This is a genomic window from Acinetobacter sp. V116_7 (assembly GCF_056735735.1).
Genome location: NZ_JBWZIF010000013.1, coordinates 60758 through 85166, shown reverse-complemented (window position 1 = coordinate 85166; position 24409 = coordinate 60758). Strand labels below are relative to the sequence as shown.

At 39.5% G+C, this 24409-nt stretch carries 23 protein-coding genes and 1 riboswitch; of the genes, 13 read left to right on the top strand and 10 right to left on the bottom strand.

The genetic code is table 11. The features are described 5' to 3' along the window. The first annotated feature begins 11 nt into the window (after positions 1-11). Positions 12-698: a response regulator gene (locus AC1PJP_RS04325; protein WP_003655179.1), complete on the top strand. Its 687-nt coding sequence runs from the start codon at positions 12-14 to the stop codon at positions 696-698. Between the two features lie 71 nt (positions 699-769). Here the strand turns inward: AC1PJP_RS04325 and AC1PJP_RS04320 are convergent, their stop codons facing one another. The 3 genes from AC1PJP_RS04320 to AC1PJP_RS04310 form a co-directional block, all read right to left on the bottom strand. Continuing rightward, positions 770-1351, bottom strand: a complete 582-nt coding sequence (locus tag AC1PJP_RS04320) for a L,D-transpeptidase family protein (RefSeq protein ID WP_282496451.1) — start codon at positions 1349-1351, stop codon at positions 770-772. Between the two features lie 65 nt (positions 1352-1416). Beyond that, positions 1417-2859 carry a protein adenylyltransferase SelO gene (locus tag AC1PJP_RS04315; RefSeq protein ID WP_192836078.1) on the bottom strand — a complete coding sequence of 481 codons (1443 nt, stop codon included), beginning with the start codon at positions 2857-2859 and terminating at the stop codon, positions 1417-1419. Between the two features lie 99 nt (positions 2860-2958). Next, the gene (locus AC1PJP_RS04310) at positions 2959-4131 is read right to left on the bottom strand and encodes an acyl-CoA desaturase (protein WP_005309628.1); all 1173 of its coding nucleotides are present in this window, start codon (positions 4129-4131) and stop codon (positions 2959-2961) included. 208 nt (positions 4132-4339) lie between these two features. Between AC1PJP_RS04310 and AC1PJP_RS04305 the strand changes: the two genes are divergently transcribed. Continuing rightward, positions 4340-4873 carry an META domain-containing protein gene (locus tag AC1PJP_RS04305; RefSeq protein ID WP_192836077.1) on the top strand — a complete coding sequence of 178 codons (534 nt, stop codon included), beginning with the start codon at positions 4340-4342 and terminating at the stop codon, positions 4871-4873. 27 nt (positions 4874-4900) lie between these two features. Here the strand turns inward: AC1PJP_RS04305 and AC1PJP_RS04300 are convergent, their stop codons facing one another. The 3 genes from AC1PJP_RS04300 to AC1PJP_RS04290 form a co-directional block, all read right to left on the bottom strand. Continuing rightward, positions 4901-5614 carry a glycerophosphodiester phosphodiesterase gene (locus AC1PJP_RS04300; RefSeq protein ID WP_192836076.1) on the bottom strand — a complete coding sequence of 238 codons (714 nt, stop codon included), beginning with the start codon at positions 5612-5614 and terminating at the stop codon, positions 4901-4903. A gap of 74 nt (positions 5615-5688) precedes the next feature. Further along, positions 5689-6267 (bottom strand): cob(I)yrinic acid a,c-diamide adenosyltransferase, encoded by a 579-nt coding sequence (locus AC1PJP_RS04295; RefSeq protein WP_013196860.1) that lies wholly within the window; start codon positions 6265-6267, stop codon positions 5689-5691. A gap of 95 nt (positions 6268-6362) precedes the next feature. After that, positions 6363-8234 (bottom strand): TonB-dependent receptor plug domain-containing protein, encoded by a 1872-nt coding sequence (locus tag AC1PJP_RS04290; protein ID WP_479766574.1) that lies wholly within the window; start codon positions 8232-8234, stop codon positions 6363-6365. Between the two features lie 36 nt (positions 8235-8270). After that, positions 8271-8477, bottom strand: a riboswitch (cobalamin riboswitch). Between the two features lie 126 nt (positions 8478-8603). On the opposite strand from AC1PJP_RS04290, the gene AC1PJP_RS04285 reads away from it, so the two are divergent. From AC1PJP_RS04285 to AC1PJP_RS04270, 4 genes are read left to right on the top strand one after another with little or no spacing between them, the layout of a single operon-like run. Further along, positions 8604-9272, top strand: coding sequence for a phosphoribosylanthranilate isomerase (locus AC1PJP_RS04285; RefSeq protein WP_013196862.1), 669 nt, complete (start codon positions 8604-8606; stop codon positions 9270-9272). Beyond that, a complete protein-coding gene (gene trpB, locus AC1PJP_RS04280) occupies positions 9247-10476 on the top strand; it encodes a tryptophan synthase subunit beta (protein WP_002116129.1) in 1230 nt (409 codons plus the stop codon). The genes AC1PJP_RS04285 and trpB overlap by 26 nt, the downstream gene beginning before the upstream one ends. A gap of 9 nt (positions 10477-10485) precedes the next feature. Continuing rightward, positions 10486-10998 (top strand): DUF1543 domain-containing protein, encoded by a 513-nt coding sequence (locus AC1PJP_RS04275; RefSeq protein ID WP_151767514.1) that lies wholly within the window; start codon positions 10486-10488, stop codon positions 10996-10998. A 37-nt stretch (positions 10999-11035) separates the two neighbouring features. Continuing rightward, complete coding sequence (locus AC1PJP_RS04270) at positions 11036-12031, top strand: DUF2804 domain-containing protein (RefSeq protein WP_416685704.1); 996 nt, start codon at positions 11036-11038, stop codon at positions 12029-12031. Positions 12032-12039: 8 nt separating this feature from the next. Here AC1PJP_RS04270 and AC1PJP_RS04265 read toward each other — a convergent pair whose 3' ends face one another. Beyond that, on the bottom strand, positions 12040-12915 hold the full coding sequence (locus tag AC1PJP_RS04265) for a metal-dependent hydrolase (RefSeq protein WP_416685705.1): 876 nt from the start codon (positions 12913-12915) through the stop codon (positions 12040-12042). Positions 12916-13035: 120 nt separating this feature from the next. Between AC1PJP_RS04265 and AC1PJP_RS04260 the strand changes: the two genes are divergently transcribed. The 5 genes from AC1PJP_RS04260 (at position 13036) to AC1PJP_RS04240 (ending at position 18360) form a co-directional block, all read left to right on the top strand. Then, positions 13036-14085, top strand: coding sequence for an AraC family transcriptional regulator (locus AC1PJP_RS04260; RefSeq protein ID WP_198307079.1), 1050 nt, complete (start codon positions 13036-13038; stop codon positions 14083-14085). Positions 14086-14331: 246 nt separating this feature from the next. Next, positions 14332-15135, top strand: coding sequence for a tryptophan synthase subunit alpha (gene trpA / locus AC1PJP_RS04255; protein WP_479766573.1), 804 nt, complete (start codon positions 14332-14334; stop codon positions 15133-15135). Then, a complete protein-coding gene (accD, locus tag AC1PJP_RS04250; protein ID WP_005309656.1) occupies positions 15132-16028 on the top strand; it encodes an acetyl-CoA carboxylase, carboxyltransferase subunit beta in 897 nt (298 codons plus the stop codon). Before trpA ends, accD begins: the two co-directional genes overlap by 4 nt. Next, the gene (folC, locus tag AC1PJP_RS04245) at positions 16025-17311 is read left to right on the top strand and encodes a bifunctional tetrahydrofolate synthase/dihydrofolate synthase (protein WP_322005863.1); all 1287 of its coding nucleotides are present in this window, start codon (positions 16025-16027) and stop codon (positions 17309-17311) included. Before accD ends, folC begins: the two co-directional genes overlap by 4 nt. After that, a complete protein-coding gene (locus AC1PJP_RS04240) occupies positions 17302-18360 on the top strand; it encodes an SPOR domain-containing protein (protein WP_479766572.1) in 1059 nt (352 codons plus the stop codon). Before folC ends, AC1PJP_RS04240 begins: the two co-directional genes overlap by 10 nt. 28 nt (positions 18361-18388) lie before the next feature. Here the strand turns inward: AC1PJP_RS04240 and AC1PJP_RS04235 are convergent, their stop codons facing one another. The 3 genes from AC1PJP_RS04235 to AC1PJP_RS04225 form a co-directional block, all read right to left on the bottom strand. Beyond that, the gene (locus AC1PJP_RS04235) at positions 18389-18967 is read right to left on the bottom strand and encodes a dual specificity protein phosphatase family protein (protein ID WP_479766571.1); all 579 of its coding nucleotides are present in this window, start codon (positions 18965-18967) and stop codon (positions 18389-18391) included. Continuing rightward, entirely contained in the window at positions 18964-19776 is an 813-nt protein-coding gene (locus AC1PJP_RS04230) for an MBL fold metallo-hydrolase (protein ID WP_215903579.1), read from the bottom strand. The genes AC1PJP_RS04235 and AC1PJP_RS04230 overlap by 4 nt, the downstream gene beginning before the upstream one ends. A 258-nt stretch (positions 19777-20034) precedes the next feature. Beyond that, the gene (locus AC1PJP_RS04225; RefSeq protein ID WP_151821343.1) at positions 20035-20685 is read right to left on the bottom strand and encodes a peroxiredoxin; all 651 of its coding nucleotides are present in this window, start codon (positions 20683-20685) and stop codon (positions 20035-20037) included. A 405-nt stretch (positions 20686-21090) separates the two neighbouring features. Between AC1PJP_RS04225 and secA the strand changes: the two genes are divergently transcribed. After that, a complete protein-coding gene (gene secA, locus AC1PJP_RS04220) occupies positions 21091-23811 on the top strand; it encodes a preprotein translocase subunit SecA (RefSeq protein ID WP_013196872.1) in 2721 nt (906 codons plus the stop codon). A 132-nt stretch (positions 23812-23943) separates the two neighbouring features. Beyond that, positions 23944-24387, top strand: a complete 444-nt coding sequence (locus tag AC1PJP_RS04215) for a hypothetical protein (RefSeq protein ID WP_004789183.1) — start codon at positions 23944-23946, stop codon at positions 24385-24387. The last annotated feature ends 22 nt before the right edge of the window (positions 24388-24409 follow it).

Genomic DNA, 24409 nt, shown 5'->3' with positions numbered 1-24409 from the left:
AAAAATATCTCATGAAACATGTGATGTTGGTTGAAGATGAAGTCGAATTAGCGCATTTAGTGCGTGATTATCTTGAAGCTGCCGGTTTTGAAGTAAGTATGTTTCATGATGGTCAAGATGCTTATGCGAGTTTCCAGCAACGTAAACCTAATTTAATGGTTCTGGACTTAATGGTTCCACGAATGGATGGTTTGACCATTTGCCGTAAAGTTCGTGAACAATCAGATTTACCGATTATTATGGTCACTGCCCGTACCGAAGAAATTGACCGTGTATTAGGTCTGAATATGGGCGCTGATGATTATGTATGTAAGCCATTTAGCCCAAAAGAACTTGTTGCTCGTGTACAGGCAGTTTTACGCCGTTTAGAGCGGAAGGCAGAGCCTGAACAAAATGATTCTTTCCGAATTGATAAAGCTCAGCAAAGAATTTGGTATCAACAAAAATCGTTGAGTTTAACGCCAACCGAATTTCGCTTACTTGAGCTATTTTTAGAGCATGTAGGGCAAGTGTATTCACGTGCACAATTATTGGATCATATTAATCCAGATAGTTTTGACGTTGCTGATCGTGTAATTGACAGCCATATCAAAAACTTGCGCCGAAAAATTAGTGAAGCGGCTGAAACTGGTAACCGTCATGAATGGATTCAAGCTGTTTATGGTGTAGGTTACCGCTTCGAATATCCTGAAGAGTAAAACACTAGTAAAAGTTATTCTGTGGATAACCACAATGTTATCCACAGAAAATGTGGATAGTTTTAAAGATTTTATGGATAAATAATAATCTTCGTATGATTTGGTACGAATTGCCAAATCTCATCTATATCTGTATTTCTAACCGCAATACATCCTAATGTCCAATCTTTATGGGGCATATAAGTCGAGCTAAAAGGCATAGATAAAAAGGATTTTGGAACTGATCCATGAATCATGATATCTCCACCTGTTGGTTGATTATGTTGCTTGGCATAAGCAATATCTTTCATATCGGGATAGGAAATATGCAATGATTTATAGAAAACACTTTGTGAATTGCGCCAATCTATAGAATAGATCCCCTCCGGTGTTTTTCCATCATTTTCAAAATGTTTATGTCCTTTGGGATTAAGGCCAAGACGAATAGGATAACGACGAATCACGTCCTGATTACTCTTGAGCAGAAGTATGCGTTGACTTTTAAATACTTCAATTGAGGTGACAGGCTTGGTCTTGATTAGATCCGAAATCTCTTCGCGTGAAAGCGCTTGATGGCTTGGCGTAAAAGTCGGTAAATATTTTTCATATTTATAAAAAGCGATTCCGAGTGGAACTATAAGAAGTGTACAAATAATGATAGGTCTAATTTTCATATATTATTCTTTGATGTTTAAAAAACTCTCTTAAGTGACTTAAGAGAGTTTTAGTTTTTAAAGTATTAAGAAGAACAGCTGACAGCTACGTCTGGTACGTCACTTGGTAACGGGCCTAAATCTTGTGGTTGTTCGAGCTCTGGTTGTCTTGTATATGGCTGATCAAGAAGCTTAAACAAACGGTCTACTTCGCTAAAATCATCACGTTCCGCAGCTTCAATAGCACGCTGAGCCATGTGATTACGTAAAATATAAATCGGATTTGCTTGCTGCATGTTTGCATCAAGTTCAGAAGTATCTTGATGTTCACGAATGCTTTGATATTGGCTAAGAAATTCATCAAACTGTCGAATATCAAGGCAATCATCTCGTAGAGTTTTATATTCTTTATTTTGAAGTCGGATAAAGCTCTGAGTGTAATCGAGTTGTTCAGTTTGTAAGATTTTTAAAAAACTAAAACTACAATCAAGACTGTCTTTATGAAAATGGGGAAGTCCCATTTTTTGACATAAACCAGTTGTGTAATGTTCAATAAAAGTCGGTTCAAATTGTTCTAAGCAACGCGCTAACTCTTCTTTGAACTGATCCTTTTGTTCAGGTTCAGCAAGTGGAATCAAGTTGTTTAACCACGTCCATAAATTCCAATGGCCTATGCTTGGCTGATTTTGATAAGTATAACGGCCTTGATAATCTGAGTGGTTATTAATCCAGTTCGGGCGGAAGCGTTCCATAAAACCATATGGACCAAAATCGAGTGTTGAACCAGTAATATTTAAGTTATCGGTATTCATCACGCCATGAGCAAACCCAACCAATTGCCATTTTGCAATCATGATTGCAGTCCGCTCAATTACCTTTTTGGCAAAGGATAAAATAGGATTCTCAGTTTCTAGACACTCAGGATAATGCCATTCAATACATTTTTGAGTGAATTCTGGCAGTAACTCTGGAGCGTATTGATTGATCCATTCAAAATGTCCTAAGCGGATATGACATTCAGATGTTCTGAGCAGCATTGCGCCTAACTCTAATTTTTCGCGCTGTACCCCTTGAGTAGAGGTGGTAAAACCTACCGCGTGACTAGAAGCGACGCCTAAGGCATTTAAAGCATGTCCAGCCAAATATTCGCGGACGACAGAACGCAATACTGCACGTCCATCTCCCATTCTTGAATAAGGGGTAGGGCCTGCACCTTTGAGATGTAGGTCGATGGTTTGACCTTTTGTATTGAGTATTTGTGCAATCAGTAAGCCACGACCATCACCGAGTTGTCCAGCCCATTGTCCAAATTGATGGCCAGCATAGACCATCGCCAGAGAAGGGAATTCAGAGAAAGTACGCTGTCCGCTACAGATTTCAACCCATGCATTTTTTTCGTCTTCTGACCATTGCAGCTCATCTGCCAAAGCGGCATTGAAATGGCCTGCTTTTGCACCACGCAAAGGAGATGGCTGCTGAACATGGAATAATTTAGAAGGAAGTGAAGGGTAGAGCGGATTAAATTGCATGGGCTTGGCAAAATAGAGAGAGCGGATTTCACTATACCATAGTTAAAAAGCAGGCATAAAAATAGCTCCCGAAAGAGCTATTTTTGATCAGAATTTATTTTAGTCTGACACCACGTTGGTATTCTTTTTAACACTACGCATAAGTGTTTCTAAGCATTCACGGTGATGACTTAAACGGTGTTCAAGCAACTGAAAATCAACTTTAAGCTTGTGATCCATTCTATGAATCTTTTCAGCCATTGCTGCTTTTTTCGCTTGTAACTCTTGTTCTTTAAGTTTTGCCCAATCATTTAAAGTATGGGTAAATGCTTCGTATTCTTGTGCAATACGTTGTTTCATTTGACTAATGTCAGCATTTACATCATGACCATAGATAGCAAGATCTTGCTCGGCATATTTAAACTTCATCGCCAGTTCTGCTTTTTTAATATTAAAGCTTGGAATACGACGTAAATTTTTAGCTAAACCAAGTTTAGAACAAGACCAAATCAACCATTTTGTTGGGTCATATTGCCACCATTTCACACCGTTACGATAATCGTATTGGAAGATATGGTGATAGTTGTGGTAACCCTCGCCCCAAGTGGCGATAGCTAACCAGAAATTATCACGTGCCGAGTTTTCGTCTGTATAAGGACGTTTACCGAACATATGACAAAGTGAGTTAATAAAGAAAGTCACTTGATGGCTAATGATTAAGCGTAAGAGACCACCTATGAGGACCACACCCCATAAATCGCCAGTTGCCCAACCAATTAAACCTAAAATTCCAACATGAACTGCAACTACGAGTAAAGCATAGTATTTATGCTGGAACATAACCAATTTATCATTGAGCAAGTCAGGTGCATTTTTAAAGTCAGGCTCAGATGGAGAATGATCGCGGATCATCCAACCCATATGGGCATACCAAAAACCACGCTCAATTGAATATGGATCTTCATCGACATGATCAACATGTCTGTGGTGAGTACGGTGACCAGATGCCCAGAACAAAATACTATTTTGTACGGCAAAAGTTCCACCGATCATTAAAAGAATTTTAAGCGGTAACGACGCTTCGTAAGCTCGGTGAGCCCACAGGCGGTGATAACCAGCAGTAATCCCCATACTACTTAGAGCTAAAAGAAAAAATAAGCTTACCCATGCGCTTACACTAAAATCATAATAATACGCGTAAATCGGGATTATGATTGCGGCAAGAATTGGTAAACCAATTAAGGTAATGCTAGCGGTCCAGTTAATTGGGGCTTTGAGTGGGGCGGAAGTCATATCCGGCAGCGCTCCTAGAATCCTTGTCAGACAAGGTACAAAGACAAAACGACATAGCAAAACCGATCATCAAGATATATTGCTATTCTATCCTTCATATTAGCACGTGCTTAGTGAGAATCACTAGCATTATTGTACAGATGTATTGAAAGAACGGTAACAGAATTAAACTATGTCACAGAGTTTTTCAAGTAGGAGAAGTTGTTTAATGAACGTACAACGATTGAAAAAAAAGAACAGCATTGATATTGCAAGGAAATTATCATTGAAGTGTATCTTGGTCACAATCAGTCTTGTATTAGCCGCATGTCAAAGTGCACCCGATCAAAATACAAAAAAAGCTCAAACAAAAAAAACAGTTCATCATGTTCAATCGCCTGTTGTAAAAAAGAGAGTGAGTCCTGATGGCATTCAAGATATTGATTGGCAGATTACTCAGATCAGTGGTCATAAGGCAAAATTCTTTACACAGTGGCCGACGCTCTCTTTAAATTCTGCTATCAAAACGGTATCAGGCCATACTGGATGTAACGCAGTTTTTGGTCGTTATACATTTAATTTTAGCCAGCAAAAACTTGACATGCAGGTAAATGCAGGACATTTAAGCTGTGATGGTGCTTTGGCCCAAGAGGCAGAGCTAGTGGATGCTTTGCAACGTATTCAACGCTTCCAACTCGTAGGTAATACGCTATATCTGCTTGATCAGAGTGGACAACGCCTTATTCAGGCACAAAAGAAATAAAAGGTGGTTTTACCACCTTTTTTATATTTATAGAGCTTGTAACATCGTGGTTGGAATATCTGTAATTAGCCCTTGTACATCTAAATCCCTAAGCCTTTTTGCTCTTTCTACATCATTCACTGTCCAGACACTAATATTTAAGTTGGCCTGCTGTGAAAGCTGAATCATTTCATCTGTTGCGAGTTGATCGTGCCAGCCAATATGACAGCAACCATATTGATGAGCGATTTCAATTGCTGTTGCTCCAACTGGAAGCTCGACTAACAATCCCCGTTTGAATTGAGAGTTTATATCGCGTAAGGCAGTTAAAATTTGAAGATCAAAACTTGTGATGGTGACAACTTTTTCAAAACCTTGTAATTCGGTCTCAAGTTTTTGAACAATTTTTTCTGCTAAAACCATGTCTCTTACAGCTTTCACTTCCACTTCAATATGATCGAAGTTATCAAGTAAATTTAAAACGCCTGTGAGAGTTGGTGTTGGCTCTGAATTGGGCCAGTCAGGCCAGTTTTGACGATGATCAAATGACAGGGCTTGAGCCAAAGTAGATTGCTCAACAATTTGGTCGACTCCAGCTGTACGTAAAAAATTATCATCATGGATCACGACCAACTCTTGATCTTGAAGCTGACGAATATCAAACTCGACACCACGAATACCTAAATTTTTTATGTGCTGAAACCCACCTAGTGTATTTTCAGGAGCTTCTTTGCGTGCACCACGATGACCAATAATGCGCATAATTTTCTTCTATGAAATATTTTGACTATGGTCTCTTTAAAAAGAGCAGAGACCATGTTTAATCTAATCTATTTTTAAATAATCTCATTAATATTTTTTTGCCAAAGTACTTCTTGGCCGCCTTCGGCACGTTGTAAAGCACGAGATGCAACAAACAACCAGTCAGACAAGCGGTTTAAAAGCTGGAGCGCCGTGGTTTGAATATTTTGATCACGTGTTTGTACCGACAGTAGAGATCGTTCTGCGCGGCGACAAACAGCACGGGCTTGATGAGCATAACTGCAAGTTAAAGAGCCTGATGGCAGAATAAACTCTTTAAGCATTGGTAAGTCTTCATTCATACGGTCAATTTCTTTTTCAAGAAATTCAATACAAACAGGCTTAAGTAAATTGTAGTTTGGAATACAAACCTCTCCACCTAAATCAAAAAGCCAATGTTGAATCAGACTTAAGCTTTTATCCCAATCAGCCTTATTAGTTACTTGGCTATCTGTGATTTGAGCACGAAGTACCCCAATAATGGCGTTGAGTTCATCAACATCACCAAGTGCTGCAATTCGTAAATCGTCCTTGGCAACACGAGAACCATCGCCTAAACCTGTTGTACCTGAGTCGCCTGTGCGTGTATAGATTTTGCTTAAACGGTGTCCCATGATGGATATCCTGAACATAAAAAAGGGGATAATGTCGGTCAGAACATTACCCCGAAACTGGAGTTAAGAAAATATTTTTATAATTAAACTTTTGCTTAGTAGCTTAAGGTCACACCAGCTGATGCAAGACGGCCACCATTGATATAAAACTCATCTCCACTGTAGTTAGCAGTTTTATATTTAACATCACCTACGTTTTCGACATTGGTAAACAATTTCACATTTGAAGTTACATTCCAATATGCGTTTAAATCTACTGATGCATAACCTGGCGTGTATTTAGATGTTTTTGATTCTGAAATTTTTGAGTGTGATTTAGCAACTAAAGAGGTGCTTAATCCATAAATTTCATTCTCTAATCCTAATGTTAAGGTTAAGGTTTGACGTGGTCTACGGACTAATTCATATCCATTTTCCTCATTTTTTGTTTTTACATAGCCATATTCGGTTGTTAAGAACAGATCGTCTTGTTTCCATTTCAACCCTACTTCACCACCAAACATTTTTGCTTTATTCACATTGTTATATGTTGCATCAGATATGTTGTTGACTGGATCATAATTTGAAACGTATTGAATCAGATTTTTAACTTTCGTTTGATATGCAGATGCATAAGCAGATATTCCATACGCTAATTTTTGGTCAATACCAATTTCATATGATAGGCTTTCTTCTGGCTTTAAATCGGGATTTCCTACGGTAATATAAGTACCGTATTCATCCTTAAATTGCGAAGAATAATAGAGTTGATTTCCTGTTGGTGCTTTAAAAGCGGTTCCAATATTGGCATAAATACTGGTAAGTGGTCCGATTGGGAATCGACCAGCGAGTTGACCTACTGTTTTACTTCCAAATTGATCATTATCTTCTATACGGATACCAGCCTGTGTGCTCAGACCATTTTGATCATTATATTGGTGTTGAATATAGTAGCCATTTGAGTCTAGGTCTTGTTTTTCCCCTTTAATTGCAAGACTCTTGATATCAGCATTATTGATTGAGGCACCGACTAATAGATTTTGATTTTTAGCAAAGTTCCATTGAAGATTGATATCACCTTCATTGCGTTCGGTGTCAAAATAATAGCTTGAACTTTTCCCTGTCAGTTTATCTTTAAAGTTTGAATAGTGAGCATTCACTTTTAAGTTATCTAAAACTTGATAATAGGCATTAGTATTAATCAGTTGATTCAGGAAATCATGTGTCCCGCGATAGTAAACATTGGTACCTTTATTTTCATTGATACTAACATTTGCACCATATTGAGTCTGCTCATAGCCAATTTTGGCACTGTAACCTTTTTGATCATAGCTGGCTTTTTTGTTGGATTTATTAGTTACGGCTGTACCATCACTTTCTTGACGTTGTCCCCGAATCTGGGCATACAATCCATTGTCTGAAACAAGATCAGCTCCTACGATAGATTTGTATGTATTATTTTCGCCTGCTTCAGTCGTTAGAAATAATTTTTGTTGCTTTGGTGGGGCTGTTCTAATATTAATAACTCCACCAATTGCATCAGTACCGTATTGAACTGATGCAGGCCCTTTTAAAACCTCAATTTGAGCAACATCACTTAAATCAATATATGGAATACTTGCTCCACCATCCAAAGCAGTATTGAGGCTAGCTCCATCTTTTAAAAAAAGGCTATGTGTTGAATTAGTCCCTCGAATAAATAAAGATGAGTTTTGTCCCATTCCACCTTGCTGTAAGAGATGTAGTCCAGCATCACGCTGTAACAACTGACCTAAGTCAGCAAGAGGTGATTGTTGAATAGTTTTCTGATCAATCACTGTAATACGCGCCGGAACTTCACTGGCTTTTTCAGCACTTTTTGAGGCAGTGATTACAATTGGATCTAGCTGAGTTGCATTCGTTGTATCTTCAGCAAAAATAACAGGTGAAAACCCCATCGCAATAGCGATAGCCCCTACCAGACGAGTAGGTTGAAAAGACTTAGACATAACATGCTCCATACATTCACCCCACGTGAATGATCGGGTAGATAGATGAAACAAGTAGGTCTCCGGACTTCAGCGCCATATTTAATTTATGGACATATTCACCTTCCCACATTAATGCAGTGGTGTAAGTCGATATCGACTTAAAAAATATGCTTTACATTGTTACCGTTGCGGGGGCAGTGCCGGACTTTCACCAGCTTCCCTAAAGCATTAATTGCTTACACTTGCTTCCAATTTTACGCAGTATAAAGTGGCGATTTATTTCATACAATGTCATTTAGCCCAATTCCCAGAGAACTTTTACGCAAGGGGCAAAAATTGCATTACAATGGCGCTTATTTTAAGAAATGGTTGTAGTTTAGGCAGATCATGAGCCCATCAAACCAAAAACGTACACGCGCAAAAATCTGTGGAATTACTCGCATTCAAGATGTTCAGGCAGTTGTTGCTGCTGGAGCAGATGCGATCGGTTTTGTTTTTTTTCCGCCAAGTCCAAGACACGTGACAGTTGCAGAGGTTCAAGAATTTACAAAAGTAATTCCACCTTATGTACAAATGGTTGGTTTGTTTGTGAATGCAAGTGCCACTGAAATTCAGGATGTACTTGATTGTGTTCCCCTAGATGTATTACAACTACATGGCGATGAAACTCCAGAACAATGTCAGGAAATAGCTCGCCATTGTAAACGTCGCTGGTATAAAGCGATTCAGGTTAAACCTGATTTAGATGTAATTGCTGAAATTCAAAAATATCAGGCGGCTGGTGCCAGTGCTGTATTGCTCGATGCGTGGCATCCTGAGCTTAAAGGGGGCACAGGGCATCAGTTTGACTGGTCTAAATTTCCAAAACTTGATATTCCTTTAATCTTGGCAGGTGGTTTAACCCCTGACAATGTCATTGACGCTATTCATACTACCGGTGCTTTTGCAGTAGATGTGAGCGGAGGCGTAGAATCCGCAAAAGGTATAAAAGACCAACAACTCATTGAACGATTTATGCAAGGAGTCCAACGTGGATCAGCAAAACAATGTGATTGACTATACACAGTACCCAGATGCTGCAGGGCATTTTGGTATCCATGGCGGACGTTTTGTGTCAGAAACTTTAATGGCGGCATTAGAAGATTTAGAAAATCTCTATTCCCGCATGAAAAATGATGAACAGTTTCTGGCAGAATTCGACCGCGATCTCGCCTACTATGTAGGTCGTCCTAGTCCACTTTATTATGCTGAGCGATGGTCAAAAGAGTTAGGCGGTGCGCAAATTTATCTTAAACGTGAAGATTTGAACCATACAGGCTCACATAAGGTAAATAACACGATTGGTCAGGCGTTATTGGCAAAGCTTTCTGGTAAAAAACGTATTATTGCCGAGACGGGCGCTGGGCAACATGGTGTAGCAACTGCAACGATTGCAGCACGTTTAGGTCTTGAATGTGTTGTTTATATGGGTGCTGAAGACGTTAAGCGCCAAGCCATGAACGTTTATCGTATGCGTTTGTTGGGAGCGACTGTTGTACCTGTACAAAGTGGTTCTAAAACGTTGAAAGATGCCATGAACGAAGCGATGCGTGACTGGGTAACCAACGTTGATACGACGTACTATGTAATTGGTACAGTTGCAGGTCCACATCCATATCCTCAACTCGTTCGTGATTTCCAGTCGATTATTGGCCGTGAAGCACGCAAACAGATCTTGGAGCAAGCAGGTCGCTTACCAGATGCATTAGTTGCATGTGTGGGTGGCGGTTCAAATGCAATGGGCTTGTTCTATCCATTCTTAAACGACGCCAATGTAAAAATGTATGGTGTTGAAGCAGCTGGTTTTGGTATTGAAACTGGTAAACACTCTGCGCCGTTAAATGCAGGCCATGTGGGCGTATTGCACGGTAACCGTACGTACTTGATGAGTGATGAACAGGGCCAGATTATTGAGACACATAGTATCTCAGCTGGTCTTGACTATCCGGGTGTTGGTCCTGAACATAGCTTCTTGAAAGATATGAAGCGCGTAGAATACGTACCGATTAATGATACAGAAGCTTTGCAAGGTTTCCGTGATTTAACCAAAATCGAAGGGATTATTCCTGCACTTGAAAGCTCGCACGCAATGGCATACGTTTCGAAGCTTGCACCAACAATGTCTAAAGATCAGATTATTATTGCGACTGTTTCAGGTCGTGGTGATAAAGATTTAATGACAGTTGCACGCATTGATGGCGTAGAAATGGTCGAGATGTAAGAGGATATAATGCCAAGCTTGTTTATGGTGATGTTAGGCGGGCGTCATGCACGTGCTAATACAGAAGTTCATGATGTAGTCATGGCTGTAGGAGATACTTTGGAAGAAGTTTATCCTCAACTTAAACAGGCTTGGTTTGGTGAGGCTCAAGGATTACATATTGATGCTTGGGCCAAGCTCTCTGGTGTTAACTCTCAAGGGAAAAATTATCAAATTCATTTTACAGATGCAGCACCCAAACCAGATGATTTAAAATTATATTTAATTAATCTGGGTGGATATAATGCTCGTGAATTCGGTGAGCTTCACCGTTATGAGTTTGTAGTTGCACCAAATGCTATCGTTGCAAAACAATTAGGTAAACAATTTATAGATCAACAGTGGCAAAAAGCACACACAGATCGAGTCATTGATATTGATGACTGCTTAGCAATAGATTGTGTAGCAGGGCGCTATATTCATTTAATAAAAGGCGATTTTGCTGCAACAATTTGGGAAAATACGTATTTGACCGTGGTATAGGTCATTTGAAATCTAATATTCATATGGAAGTGAGTAAATGGATTTAATTCAAGAAAATGGACAGCCTCGTTATGGGCGTTTTGAATCTGTACCGTCAACCATTCATGTACAACATTATATTTATAAAACCCCTTATGGTAAGGTCTTAAAGGGCTGGCGTAAGCAATTAAAATATAAAAAATTTAAATTCTGCGGTATTCAACACAAACATTATAGTATTGGTTTAGCGATTGCAGATATCGGTTGGGTCGGGCACGGTTTTTTCTATATTTATGATCATGAAACTCAGCAGGTCATTGAGTGGAATGCAATTCAGCCTTTGGGGCATAAAACCTATCTTGATGAACAGCCATTGTTTAATCAAAGCTATTTTTCTAAATCGCCTTATCAGTTTGATATCCAGCATGCCAATGGGGTGCGATATATTCGAGTGACTAAATATGGTGAGATTCAACTTAGCGCTCGTATTTTTTGTGCTGGAACCGATATCTTAAGTTTATGTACACCGACAGGTATTAACGGTTGGACCTATACCCAAAAGCAGACCACGCTGGGTGTAGAAGGGATGTTTATTAATAAACAAAACCAAATTGTACAATTTGATGAAAAGACATTTGCATCTCTAGATGATACATGTGGTTTTTTGCGACCTGAAACAGCTTGGTTCTGGCTTTCATGTAATTTTTGGGATGAGCAAGGGCGACGTATTGGTTTAAATTTAGCTTCAGGGGTTAATGAAAGCTTTGGTAATGAAAATTGCTTATGGATTAACGGAGTTTTATTTCCACTGACTGATGTTTTATTTGAAAAAGTAAATGATGAACTTTGGCAAATTAGCTCTCTAGATCAAAAACTTAATCTACAGGTCCATATTGGTTGGTGCCGATACGAAAATATTAATTTAAGAATGATTGGAAGCCAGTTCAATCAGTGGCAAGCTAAAATTAGCGGCACGATTGAGCATGAGGCAACCGAGATAATCAATTGCAATGAGCAATATGGTTTACTAGAACAACATTATGCAAAATGGTAACAAGCAGGTTATAAACCTGCTTGCCAAAATGCTTCACCAGCTGCAATAGGATCATTGGTCTTTTCAAGTGTTTCAATCCAGACTGGGTATTGACGAATGACCGGATGCTGACTTGGATGAAAATCTTTTTTAAACCAATCTAAATATTGGCTTTTCATAGCGGTTAATGTGCCATTTTTACCAAAGAACCAAGGTAAGCCTTTAAGGCTCATCAAGAGTCTTTCTCTAGAACTAAAGCCATCACATTTCAACATGATGTTGGTGCGATAGAGCGTAAAACCAAACATGAGTACTGTTGTAAGAACCAATACAAAACGACGAGTCGACTCAGGAACTTCACCTACTTGTTTCATGACATCAAAAGCAACATCACGATGCTCCATTTCTTCAATAGCATGCCAAGCAAACAGCGCTCGGACATACGGGTGAGCATTTTCTAAAGTTTTTTTATTGCTATAAAACGTTTCTGCCATTAATGCAGTTAAATGTTCAGCTGCTGCCGTCATTGCAATATTGTATTGTGGTGAGCGTTTGGTGAGTTCAAAACGAAAAATTCTTTTTAGCGTAGCTGTGAATTGGTCAACCGGCATACCTTGCTCTTTCATGAGCTGATTCATTTTGTCATGAGCAATACCGTGTTGAGCTTCTTGTTTAATAAAGTCCACAACTCGTTTTTGTAATTCTGGATCTTCAATTTTGTCACGGAACATACGAACGCATTCGATAAAATAACGCTCTCCATCAGGAAAGGTTAAGCTGAGTGCATCAAACATACGAGTCAAAAAAGGATCATTATTAAACCAAAAGCGAGGCGCTTCGTTTAAATGAAAATCTAGATCTTTACGAACCACTGGCTCGATTTGATAAGAAACATGTGCGTTCATATTTTATTTCTCGCATCTAACTTGTTTACTAGTATGTCGCGGCTGGTCGGCTTTGTTTTGACAGTTATTGCCAATTTTTATACAGTTTGCGACAAGATGGCAGTAAAAAAAGGATGCGCCATGCAGGATTTTACGATTTCAAATGGGTATTTTTACCTTTGGAATACTTACTTAAAAGAAAGGGAAATCGACTGGCAGGCATTAAATCTGACGGATGTTCAGGCCCGACAAGTTCAAAATATTTTAGCTTCGTCTATTGATGCTCAATCATCTTTAAATTTTTTTCTTGAGCTTTTAGAGCTAACCGAATCTCAGCTACAAGTATCCAATTTAGCTTTGGAAATGGCCACTTGCATTACACCTGCCAATTTTGGAGTGTTGGGCTATATGGCATCCCGAAGTGGCAGTTTTGCAGAGGTTCTTGAATATATTATGAAGTTTCATCGTCTGGTGATTGACGGTGAGCAAGTGGTACCTATGCAAATTGAGCAAGATGCTTCAAAAATTCGTTTGTATTGGCCCTTGGTTGATGACAGCAATATCATACTTTGTGAATTGACCTTGGCAGCGATGGTACAGCTTGCTAAACAGATCGCCCCACTACATGATTTTCTCTTGCAACAAGTTGAGTTCGTTCACCGTGCACGTGGTCCGTTAGTGCACTATCAGCGTTTCTTTCAATGCAAATTATCATTTGAAAAACCTTACTATGCATTAACTTTTGCAAGTGAGGGACTAAGTATTCGACCTCAGCATGCAGACCCAACCTTAATGCAACTTTTAGTGAAACAGGCAGAAGAGGCGTTAGCTCAGCGTAAAATACATACAGATTTAGCTCAGCAAATACATTGGATCGTCCATGAATATTTTAAGCAAAGGCAGCAGGCCCCTAAAATAGAAGATATTGCCATCGAGTTGAATATTTCAGTACGAAGCTTGCAGCGTCAGCTACAGTCATTAAACACTTCATTTAAATTAATTTTAGATGCAGAGCGTATGAGGCGCTGTGAGATATTACTTAACCAAAATGCCAGCCTCACTTTAATTGCTGAACAATTGGGATATTCGGACCAGTCAGCACTTGCACGTGCCCATAAAAATTTGACAGGACAAACCCTATTAGCAAGAAAAAGACAATTACAGCTAACAAATAAAAATGCAATAAAATAGCCTTTCTGTGGCGATTTTCTATTCAGATGACGATCTAATAATGGCTCGAAAATAGGAAGCTTTGATCATTGAGAAAAGTTTCAAAATATTGATAAATGTACGCCATGGGTTGTATGAATCATACAATCGAATATCGCCATAACGTTAGACCTGTTCAATGGACAAAAAATAGCGTTAAAATGCGATGTTCTTGTATTTCTACAAACAACTCCTCAATTTTAAATAATTCAAGGAAAGCACAACCCTATGTCACGTCTTGCCACCCGTTTTGAAAAGCTTAAGTCCCAACAACGTAAAGCGCTTGTATCTTATGTCATGGCGGGTGATCCACAACCGCAAGTAACAGTTCCGTTACTGCATAAAATGGTTGCAGCAGGAGTAGATGTCATTGAGCTTGGTTTACCATTTTCAGATCCAATGGCCGATGGTCCAGTAATTGCGCTTGCAGCTGAACGTGCGCTTGCAGCAGGGACTAACACATTAGATGCTCTTAATATGGTAAAGGAGTTCCGTGAACAGGATCAGGATACGCCTGTTGTTTTAATGGGTTATCTAAATCCGGTTGAAGTGATTGGTTACGAGAAGTTTGTTTCTCATGCGAAAGAGTGTGGTGTAGATGGCTTATTACTGGTGGATTTACCGCCAGAAGAGTCAAAAGAGTTTGGTACTGTGTTGAAGCAACATGACATGGATCAAATCTTCTTGCTCGCACCAACTTCTACAGACCAACGCATTCAACATGTGGCAAATCAGGCAAGTGGATTTATCTACTATGTTTCACTTAAGGGTGTAACGGGAGCCGCAACACTAGATAAGGCAGAAGCTGCTGCACGTATTCAAAAAATCAAAAATGCCACTGATATTCCAGTAGGTGTTGGTTTTGGTATTAGTGATGCTGCTTCAGCAAAAGCAATGGGTAGCGTTGCTGATGCTGTGATTGTGGGTAGTGCTTTCGTTAAAAATTTTGCAACGTTGGCAGCGGATGACGCTGTTGAACAGACGGTGAATAAAGTCAAGGAGCTTCGAGCAGCGCTCGATGAGTTAGTATGAATCAAGAAGTGAAATCAGGGAAAGTTCTTAGCCCTTCGACACCATGGACAAAACGTCCGGTTCCAGGTATTGAAGTCGCAAATGAGCAACAAATTCTCAAAGCAACATTTACTGAGCCAACGATTGAATGCCCTGAATGTCATGCTCTAGTGACACGTACAGCAATCTCTTTCAATGCGTATGTTTGTCCGCAGTGTGATGAACACTTACGTATGAAAGCTCGTGATCGTTTGAACTGGTTCTTCGACAATGTTGTAGCAGAATTAGGGCAAGAATTTAGCGCGAAAGATCCGTTAAAGTTTGTCGACACTAAGCCATATCCAGATCGTATGCGTGAAGCGCAAACCAAAACTGGTGAAACGGAAGCCTTAATTGCCATGCAAGGTAATTTAAATGGCGTAGATATGATTGCATGTGCTTTTGAGTTCGACTTTATGGGCGGCTCTATGGGTACAGTTGTAGGCGACCGTTTTGTTCAGGCTGCTGAACTTGCTATTGAAAAACGTCAACCATTGATCTGTTTCGCAGCTTCTGGTGGTGCACGTATGCAAGAAGGTATGCTGTCTCTTATGCAAATGGCTCGTACTTCAGCGGCGATCCAAAAATTAAAAGATGCAGGTTTACCTTATATCGTGGTGTTAACACATCCTGTATATGGCGGTGTAACAGCTTCTTTAGCAATGTTGGGTGATATTCATATTGCTGAACCTAAAGCGATGATTGGCTTTGCTGGTAAACGTGTAATTGAGCAGACTGTACGTGAAACGCTAGAAGAACCGTTCCAACGTGCTGAATATTTGCTTGATCATGGTGTAATCGATCAGATTGTTCATCGTCACGCTTTACGTGATACTGTATCTCGACTTGTATCGAAATTGATGAACTTACCTTGAACCAACAAGCTCCACTTTCAATAGACTCTTTAGATACATGGCTCAATTATTGGAGCCATGTTCACGTTACAGGGATAGATCTTGGTCTGGAACGTGTAATTCCTGTTGCAGAAAAGCTGGGTGTAACTCAGCCTACTGCTAAAGTTTTTACAGTAGCCGGAACGAATGGTAAAGGCTCAACTACAACCACACTGGCCGCGATATTAAACGCACAGGGTTATAAAGTTGGGTTATATCAGTCACCGCATATCTATCGCTTTAATGAGCGAGTCAAATTAGGTGGAGTTGAAGTCGATGATCAAAGTCTGATTGATGCTTTTGTTCAAGTCGATCAGGCTCGTCGCGATTGTGATTTAAGCTTATCTTTTTTTGAAGCAACCACTTTGGCTGCTTTTGTCATTTTTAAACAACAGCAATGTGATGTATGGGTGCTCGAAGTTGGTTTGGGCGGACGCTTAGATGTCGTCAATGTAATTAATCCCGACATTGCAGTTATTACTAATATTGGCCTAGATCATACTGACTGGTTGGGCGATACTATCGAAAAAATTGCTTTTGAAAAAGCTGGCATTATTCGTCCACAAATTCCGGTTGTCTTTGCCGGTGAACAACAATTGCCTCAAGCAATCCAAGATAAAGCAGAAAATACACAAGCAGACTTATATACCGTTAATCGTGATTATTTTTATAAACTCGCCGATGATGGACAAAACTGGTACTTTGCCTCAGAGGGAACTACTTTAAAGCTTCCTTTAGGCCATTTAGCTATTGAAAATATTGCGGGAGCGGTTGCCGCTATTTTAAACAGCGGACTTGAAATTTCTCAGTCAGCATTAGAAAAAGGTATTCAATCTGCACGTTTAGCAGGACGTTTTGAGCAGCGTCAAGTGGAGGGGAAAACGGTAATTTTTGATGCCGGACACAATCCACATGGTGTTGAATTTTTGTTAAAGCAATTGCGAAATTTCTTAGAATACAATAAACAGTACACAGAAGTTGTCGCAGTATTTTCAATGCTGGCAGATAAAGATATAAAATCAGTAGTCGATTTATTGAAACCTACTGTTTTACATTGGAAAATTGCTGAGTTGAATGTGCCGCGTGCTGCACCGATTCAGCAACTCAATGATGCCTTGCAAGGCCAGACAGTACAACAATACGGCAATATTAAAGAGGCTTTTAAATCAGCGCTTGAGCAAACAAATAACAATCAGCTGATTTTGGCCTGTGGTTCGTTTCATACTTTAGAAGCGATTTGGGAGTATTTGGAAGAATGTCAATGAATAACAAACAACGCTGGATGGGTGGTGTTGTTTTACTGGGAGGTGGTGTTTTATTGGCAGCATTACTTCTAAAAGGAAATGAGGAAATAAAACAGGTTGAAGTTCAACCGCCGGCATCCACATCACCAAAAACTCAAACTAAGCCAAAGCAAGCAACCGAAGGACAAATGGTACAACTACAGCCTCTAGCGGTTGATGTTGAAACAGAAAAACGTTTGTTAGAAGAACAGCGCCGTTCGCGTGAAAAAGCGGTTGCTGAGCAAGAAGCACGTGCAGCTGAGTTTTTAGCAATGCAACAGCAAGCAGAAGCTGATGCTGCTCGTAAAGCCGCAGCAGAGTATGCTGCGATTAATGCACGTCGTACAGCTGCTCAAGAAAGTTCAGATAATATTCCACCAGAGTTAGTTGGTGAGGCGAAAGCTAAAAACCAGCAAACTAATGTTGCAAATAAAACAACTGATACTTCAAAAATAGATGCAGACAAAAAAGCAGCTGAAGCAAAACGCCAAGCGGAAGCTGATAAGAAAGCAGCTGAAGCAAAACGTCAGGCAGAAGCTGACAAGAAAGCAACTGAAGCAAAGCGCCAAGCAGAAGCCGATAAAAAAGCAACTGAAGCAAAACGTCAAGCGGAAGCCGATAAGAAAGCAACTGAAGCAAAGCGTCAGGCAGAAGCCGATAAAAAAGCAACTGAAGCAAAACACAAAGCAGAAGCTGATAAGAAAACCTCAGAGGCTAAACGTAAAGCAGAAGCTGATAAAAAAGCTGAGGCTGAAAAAGCGCGTGAATTGCTGGAAAATGGTGATAAAAAGTGGATGGTGCAAGTTGCATTGGCTGCTAACCAAGCAAATGCAGATGCAGTTGTTTCTAAATTACGAGCTAAAGGCTATAAGGTAACTACGAGCCAAACTAGTAAGGGCATCCGTATTATGGTTGGACCTGCGAAAGACCGTGATACAGCAGATGCCGCTCGTAAGAAAATTACTTCTGATTCAAGTTTAAATATGAAATCGGCTTGGGTCATTGATTGGGTACCATTAGATCAGCGTTAATCTGATCTAAGGTTTACTCAATATATAGTTAAGATGGATTCGACAGTTGCTGTTGAATCCATTTTACATTTTCAGGGGTGAATAAACGGTCAATGTTTTTCCAAATAATATGGTAGCCATAACCACCTTCCTTCATTTCTTTAACCGCATCATCAATTGCCCAATTTTCAAAAATAATGCGATACATGGCAACGCTGGCGCCTGTACGGTCTGAACCATGGTAGCAGTGCAATAAAACACGTTGATTATTCTGTTTAGCAATTTTGATTTGTTGCATGACTTCTAATAAATCTTGGCGGTTAATTGCCCATGTGTTGATAGGAATATGCACAAGATTAAAATTTTCATTTTTAAAAACTAAAGTATCTGCGTCTTTGGCCCTTAAATTAATAATTGTTCCAATTTGATAATTCTTTAATTCTGAAATCATTGCAGCACTAGGTTGTTCACTGCGAAAAACATCATTACTAATTTGATAAAAGTTATGGCTCTGAGAGACTAAGGTGCCCCAGTCTTTTGGTCGTTGCTCATGAGCGATACTTTCATGCTGCATACATCCTTGTAAATTTATACAGATGAGAAGTGTGATGAGCGATAATTTTTTCATGTTTGATACCGATTAAGCTCATAAGGATCATGAGCACAAATAATTTCAATCGTTGGCTCATGTTGAGCTAAATGCTGTAAGCGTTTGAGATTAACAAGGCGTTGCTCATTATCTTCTGCAAATGTTTTTTCCAGCACACTGAGTGATCTTAATTTATTTTTAGGGTTTAACTCTAGATGTGAGTAGTAAGCATCTCCACAAAATAATAACCATTGATTTTGTTGCTTTATGGCAATACCACAATGACCAGCTGAATGCCCCAATAGAGGCACCATTAAAATTTCATCTTGAAACAGAGGAAAGCCTTTTACCCTTTCGAGGTTGAACCATGCTTCACCTTGCTGGTATTCAACAAAGTTCCAGTAGCGATGATCTTTATATTGATTGGTTCTATAGCGAAGTTTGCCCTTAAAATTTGGAAGTTGGGCTGCGTTATATTCTGCAGCTAAAACATGCACAGTGGCATGTGGAAAATCTGAAATTCCACCTGCATGATCAAAATCAAGGTGAGTGACAAAGATGTGTTGTACATCCTTTGGATTAAACCCGAGCTTTTGAATTTGCTGAATAGCACTAAACTCAAGGTTAGGCTCAATTTTACCTAAACGTTTAACTAATGAGCCTAGGCGTTGTTTCATATGTAAATAATCTTGCAAGCCAAAGCCTGTATCAATAAGCACTAAGCCTCGATCAGTTTCAACCAGAAGGCAATGGCAGACGACTTCAGCCCGAAAGCCTTTTTGTCCAAAGAGTGGGGCACAAACTGGGCACATGCTGCCACACTTTAAATGATGAATTTTATAGATCATGATTTTTATTTTTTATACCGAATCGCTTCGAGTTATAACTGATCTGAGCAGTAAAAACCATGTGTATTCAATACATAAATAAAAAAGCCATCACGTTGGATGGCTTTTTAAGGGTGAAAAATTTACTTATTTTGCTTACGATTTACTACGTGGTTGGCTTATTTAAAATCTTTTGATGCTTGCCTACGCGCTTGTCTTGCAAGGAACCTTTCAGAGGCTTGCCTACGTGCTTCGCTTGTCTTGCAAGCAATAAAACCTTTAGTCGGTTTTATTGCTTTCAGGCTGTGGTGTTAGGCGTAAATAAGGTTTAACCGCTGTATAACCTTTAGGGAAGCGTTGTTTAATTTCTTCTTCATCTTTAAGTGATGGCACAATAACGACATCTTCACCTTGCTGCCAGTTCGCAGGTGTAGCGACTTTATGCTTGTCAGTTAATTGTAATGAGTCAACCACACGTAAAACTTCATTAAAATTTCGACCTGTTGAAGCAGGGTAGGTAATGATTAAGCGAACTTTTTTATTCGGATCAATAATCACTAATGAGCGCACTGTCAGAGTTTCGCTGGCATTAGGGTGAATGAAGCCATAAAGCTCAGATACTTTACGATCTTTATCCGCAATGATTGGAAAATTTACCGTTGTGTTTTGTGTTTCATTAATATCGTTGATCCAGCCCTTATGAGACTCTACATCATCTACTGACAAAGCAATCGCTTTAACATTACGCTTCGTAAATTCATCTTTTAATTTTGCTGTATAGCCTAATTCTGTTGTACATACTGGCGTATAGTCGGCTGGATGTGAAAATAAGATTCCCCAACTATCCCCTAAAAAATCATAAAAACTAATTGTGCCTTCACTCGATTCTTGTTGAAAATCGGGGGCAGTGTCTCCTAATCGTAGTGTCATGATATTTCCTCAATTGCTCATAATTTGTTATTCGATTGAATGAATATGCAGCATTTACTTTATGATTAAAATTATTGTTTTTATATTTTATTATGAAATTTTTATATAAGTGTAAATATATATGACTAAAACTCATTATTTTAAGTGCTTAATCAATGTAACTTTAAGGTAAATTTGCTAAATTAGATTTCTCGGAAGTTATGCTTAATAGATGAGCGTTAATGGTGCGTTTTAGGCGCCAAATACATTAAGGGGGACTAGATGAATGAAATACCATTCATCTAACTATCAGATTTTTTTTAGGGGTTTTGTGCAAACCCCTTGTACTTCAAATTTCTGGCACCATAATAAACGACTGAGAAAAAGTTTATTCATTTGACCAAGCAAGATTTAGAGAGTTTATCCATGTTGGCAAGTCTGATCGGAGGTATCTTCGGTACAAAAAATGAGCGCGAACTCAAACGAATGCGCAAAATTGTTGAGCAAATCAATGCGCTCGAGCCGACGATATCAGCTTTAAGCGATGCAGACTTATCTGCAAAAACTCCAGAATTCAAACAACGTTATAATAATGGCGAAAGTTTAGATAAATTACTTCCAGAAGCATTTGCAGTTTGTCGTGAAGCAGCCAAGCGTGTAATGGGCATGCGTCACTATGACGTTCAGCTTATTGGTGGTATTACCTTGCATGAAGGTAAAATTGCCGAAATGCGTACCGGTGAAGGTAAAACCCTGATGGGTACTTTGGCGTGTTATTTAAACGCATTAAGTGGCGAAGGCGTTCATGTCATTACGGTGAACGATTATTTGGCACAGCGTGATGCCGAGTTGAACCGTCCATTATTTGAGTTTTTAGGTTTAAGCATTGGTACGATCTATTCAATGCAAGGTCCGTCTGAAAAAGCGGAAGCTTATCTTGCTGATATTACCTATGGTACCAATAACGAATTCGGTTTTGACTACTTACGTGACAACATGGTGTTTTCTTTAGCAGAAAAGAAACAACGTGGTTTGCACTATGCCATTATCGATGAAGTTGATTCAATCTTGATTGATGAAGCACGTACACCATTAATTATTTCTGGTCAAAGTGAAGACTCTTCGCATCTGTATTCTGCAATCAATACGATTCCTCCTAAATTACATCCGCAAAAAGAAGAAAAAGTTGCAGATGGTGGGCATTTCTGGATTGATGAAAAGCAGCGTTCAGTTGAAATGACCGAAATTGGTTATGAAACTGTTGAACAAGAACTTATTCAAATGGGATTGTTGGCTGAAGGTGAAAGCCTATATTCAGCAACGAATCTGAGCCTTGTTCATCATGTGTCTGCTGCCATTCGTGCACATTTCTTATTCCAACGTGATGTTCACTATATTATTCACGATGGCGAAGTCGTGATTGTTGATGAACACACTGGCCGTACAATGCCAGGTCGTCGTTGGTCAGAAGGTTTGCATCAAGCAGTTGAAGCGAAAGAAGGTTTGGAAATTCAGCCTGAAAACCAAACACTAGCGACCACAACATTCCAGAACTATTTCCGTCTATATAAAAAGCTTTCAGGTATGACAGGTACTGCTGATACTGAAGCCGCGGAAATGAAAGAAATTTATGGCCTTGATGTTGTGATTATTCCAACTCACCGCCCAATGGTACGTAATGACCAAAACGATTTAATTTATTTAAACCGTAACGGTAAATACGATGCGATTATTCAGGAAATTACGAATATTCGTGAGCAAGGTGTTGCACCAATTCTGATTGGTACAGCGACCATTGAAGCCAGTGAAATTTTATCTTCTAAGTTAATGCAAGCTGGCATTCATCATGAAGTGTTGAATGCAAAACAACATGAGCGTGAAGCTGACATTATTGCTCAGGCAGGTAGCCCGAATGCAGTAACGATTGCAACTAACATGGCTGGTCGTGGTACGGACATTATCTTGGGTGGTAACTGGAAAGCAAAACTTGCCAAACTTGAAAACCCTACTGCTGAAGATGAAGCACGTCTGAAAGCACAATGGGAACAAGACCACGAAGATGTATTGAAATCAGGTGGTTTGCATATCATTGGTTCTGAACGCCATGAATCACGCCGTATTGATAACCAGTTACGTGGTCGTGCGGGCCGTCAGGGTGACCCTGGTGTTTCTCGTTTCTATTTGTCTCTTGAAGACGACCTTATGCGTATTTTCGCAGGTGATCGCGTAGTCGGAATGATGCGTGCGATGGGTCTCCAAGAAAATGAAGCGATTGAACACAAAATGGTGAGTCGTTCAATCGAGAATGCTCAGCGTAAAGTTGAAGCGCGTAACTTTGATATTCGTAAAAACTTATTGAAATACGATGATGTGAATAATGAACAACGTAAGATCATTTATTCACAACGTGATGAAGTGTTAGCTGAAAATACTTTAAAAGAATACGTTGAAGAAATGCATCACGAAGTGATGAAAGGCGTGATTGCTAACTTTATTCCACCAGAGTCAATTCATGACCAGTGGGATGTTGAAGGCTTAGAAAACGCTCTACGTATTGATTTGGGTATTGAGCTACCAATTCAAGAATGGTTAGATCAAGATCGCCGTCTAGATGAAGAAGGTTTAGTTGAGCGTATTAGCGATGAAGTAATTGAACGTTATCGTCAACGCCGCGCTCAAATGGGTGATGAATCAGCCGCAATGCTTGAACGTCACTTCGTTTTAAACTCTCTTGATCGTCATTGGAAAGATCATTTGGCTGCAATGGATTATTTGCGTCAAGGTATTCACTTACGTGGCTATGCGCAAAAGAACCCAGAACAGGAATATAAGAAAGAAGCTTTCAACCTGTTTGTAAATATGCTGGGTATTATTAAAACTGATGTTGTGACTGATTTGTCTCGTGTACATATCCCAACACCAGAAGAACTTGCAGAAATGGAAGCTCAACAGCAGCAGCAAGCTGAATCAATGAAGCTTTCTTTTGAACATGATGATGTAGATGGTTTAACTGGTGAAGTTACACTTTCTCAAGAAAGCGTGAACGAGTCTAACGATCAGCAGGCTTTCCCTGTTCCAGAAAGCCGTAATGCACCATGCCCATGTGGGTCTGGACTAAAATATAAACAATGTCACGGTAAGATTTAATCTGCCTTAACGAAAAAAAGCAGAACAATTGTTCTGCTTTTTTTATGTTTGTAGTAAGCCTGTGAATAATGTTTGCAGTTTTAAGCATTAAATGCTATTTACTTCTCATCCAGAGTGTATGTTGGAAAGACAATGAAAAAAGTATTACAACCTTTATTTTTAACTGTTCTTGCTGTGCCTAGTTTTGTTTTCGCAGCAGAAGCAGCTTCAGCCCCTCAAACGACAACGGTTGATAAAGTACTTGCAGCAAAAGGCCCAACTTCGGCTCAAGCTGTAGTGAAGCAAGAAAATACTACAGTGATTAGCCCGCGTACAGGCATTCGCTATACGTTGGGTAACACAGGTAATCGCCCAATTATTTTACAAACGACTGCGATTGCTCCAGCAAACTCAGCAAACATTAATCGTATTGTAGCAACTAACCCTGCTTTATCTGTAAAGAGCCAAGAAAAAGCAAAAGTTGCACTCATTGGTGAAGCTGCTGTTGCTGGACCAGCTGCTGTTGCAGCAAGTAATGTAACAGCTCCTGCTGTATCAAATAGCATTGCACCTTCGAATCCAGCATCAATAAATTAAGATCATATATTTATAAAAAAGC

Coding starts and splice junctions, on each gene's coding strand:
- AC1PJP_RS04265 (WP_416685705.1), bottom strand. CDS start 12,915: ATGAACGCACATGTTTCTTATCAAATCGAGCCAGTGGTTCGTAAAGAT.
- AC1PJP_RS04305 (WP_192836077.1), top strand. CDS start 4,340: ATGAACGTACAACGATTGAAAAAAAAGAACAGCATTGATATTGCAAGG.
- AC1PJP_RS04310 (WP_005309628.1), bottom strand. CDS start 4,131: ATGACTTCCGCCCCACTCAAAGCCCCAATTAACTGGACCGCTAGCATT.
- AC1PJP_RS04260 (WP_198307079.1), top strand. CDS start 13,036: ATGCAGGATTTTACGATTTCAAATGGGTATTTTTACCTTTGGAATACT.
- secA (WP_013196872.1), top strand. CDS start 21,091: ATGTTGGCAAGTCTGATCGGAGGTATCTTCGGTACAAAAAATGAGCGC.
- AC1PJP_RS04225 (WP_151821343.1), bottom strand. CDS start 20,685: ATGACACTACGATTAGGAGACACTGCCCCCGATTTTCAACAAGAATCG.
- AC1PJP_RS04320 (WP_282496451.1), bottom strand. CDS start 1,351: ATGAAAATTAGACCTATCATTATTTGTACACTTCTTATAGTTCCACTC.
- AC1PJP_RS04270 (WP_416685704.1), top strand. CDS start 11,036: ATGGATTTAATTCAAGAAAATGGACAGCCTCGTTATGGGCGTTTTGAA.
- accD (WP_005309656.1), top strand. CDS start 15,132: ATGAATCAAGAAGTGAAATCAGGGAAAGTTCTTAGCCCTTCGACACCA.
- AC1PJP_RS04290 (WP_479766574.1), bottom strand. CDS start 8,234: ATGTCTAAGTCTTTTCAACCTACTCGTCTGGTAGGGGCTATCGCTATT.
- AC1PJP_RS04325 (WP_003655179.1), top strand. CDS start 12: ATGAAACATGTGATGTTGGTTGAAGATGAAGTCGAATTAGCGCATTTA.
- AC1PJP_RS04215 (WP_004789183.1), top strand. CDS start 23,944: ATGAAAAAAGTATTACAACCTTTATTTTTAACTGTTCTTGCTGTGCCT.
- AC1PJP_RS04235 (WP_479766571.1), bottom strand. CDS start 18,967: ATGAAAAAATTATCGCTCATCACACTTCTCATCTGTATAAATTTACAA.
- AC1PJP_RS04300 (WP_192836076.1), bottom strand. CDS start 5,614: ATGCGCATTATTGGTCATCGTGGTGCACGCAAAGAAGCTCCTGAAAAT.
- trpA (WP_479766573.1), top strand. CDS start 14,332: ATGTCACGTCTTGCCACCCGTTTTGAAAAGCTTAAGTCCCAACAACGT.
- AC1PJP_RS04295 (WP_013196860.1), bottom strand. CDS start 6,267: ATGGGACACCGTTTAAGCAAAATCTATACACGCACAGGCGACTCAGGT.
- AC1PJP_RS04240 (WP_479766572.1), top strand. CDS start 17,302: ATGTCAATGAATAACAAACAACGCTGGATGGGTGGTGTTGTTTTACTG.
- AC1PJP_RS04285 (WP_013196862.1), top strand. CDS start 8,604: ATGAGCCCATCAAACCAAAAACGTACACGCGCAAAAATCTGTGGAATT.
- AC1PJP_RS04230 (WP_215903579.1), bottom strand. CDS start 19,776: ATGATCTATAAAATTCATCATTTAAAGTGTGGCAGCATGTGCCCAGTT.
- AC1PJP_RS04275 (WP_151767514.1), top strand. CDS start 10,486: ATGCCAAGCTTGTTTATGGTGATGTTAGGCGGGCGTCATGCACGTGCT.
- AC1PJP_RS04315 (WP_192836078.1), bottom strand. CDS start 2,859: ATGCAATTTAATCCGCTCTACCCTTCACTTCCTTCTAAATTATTCCAT.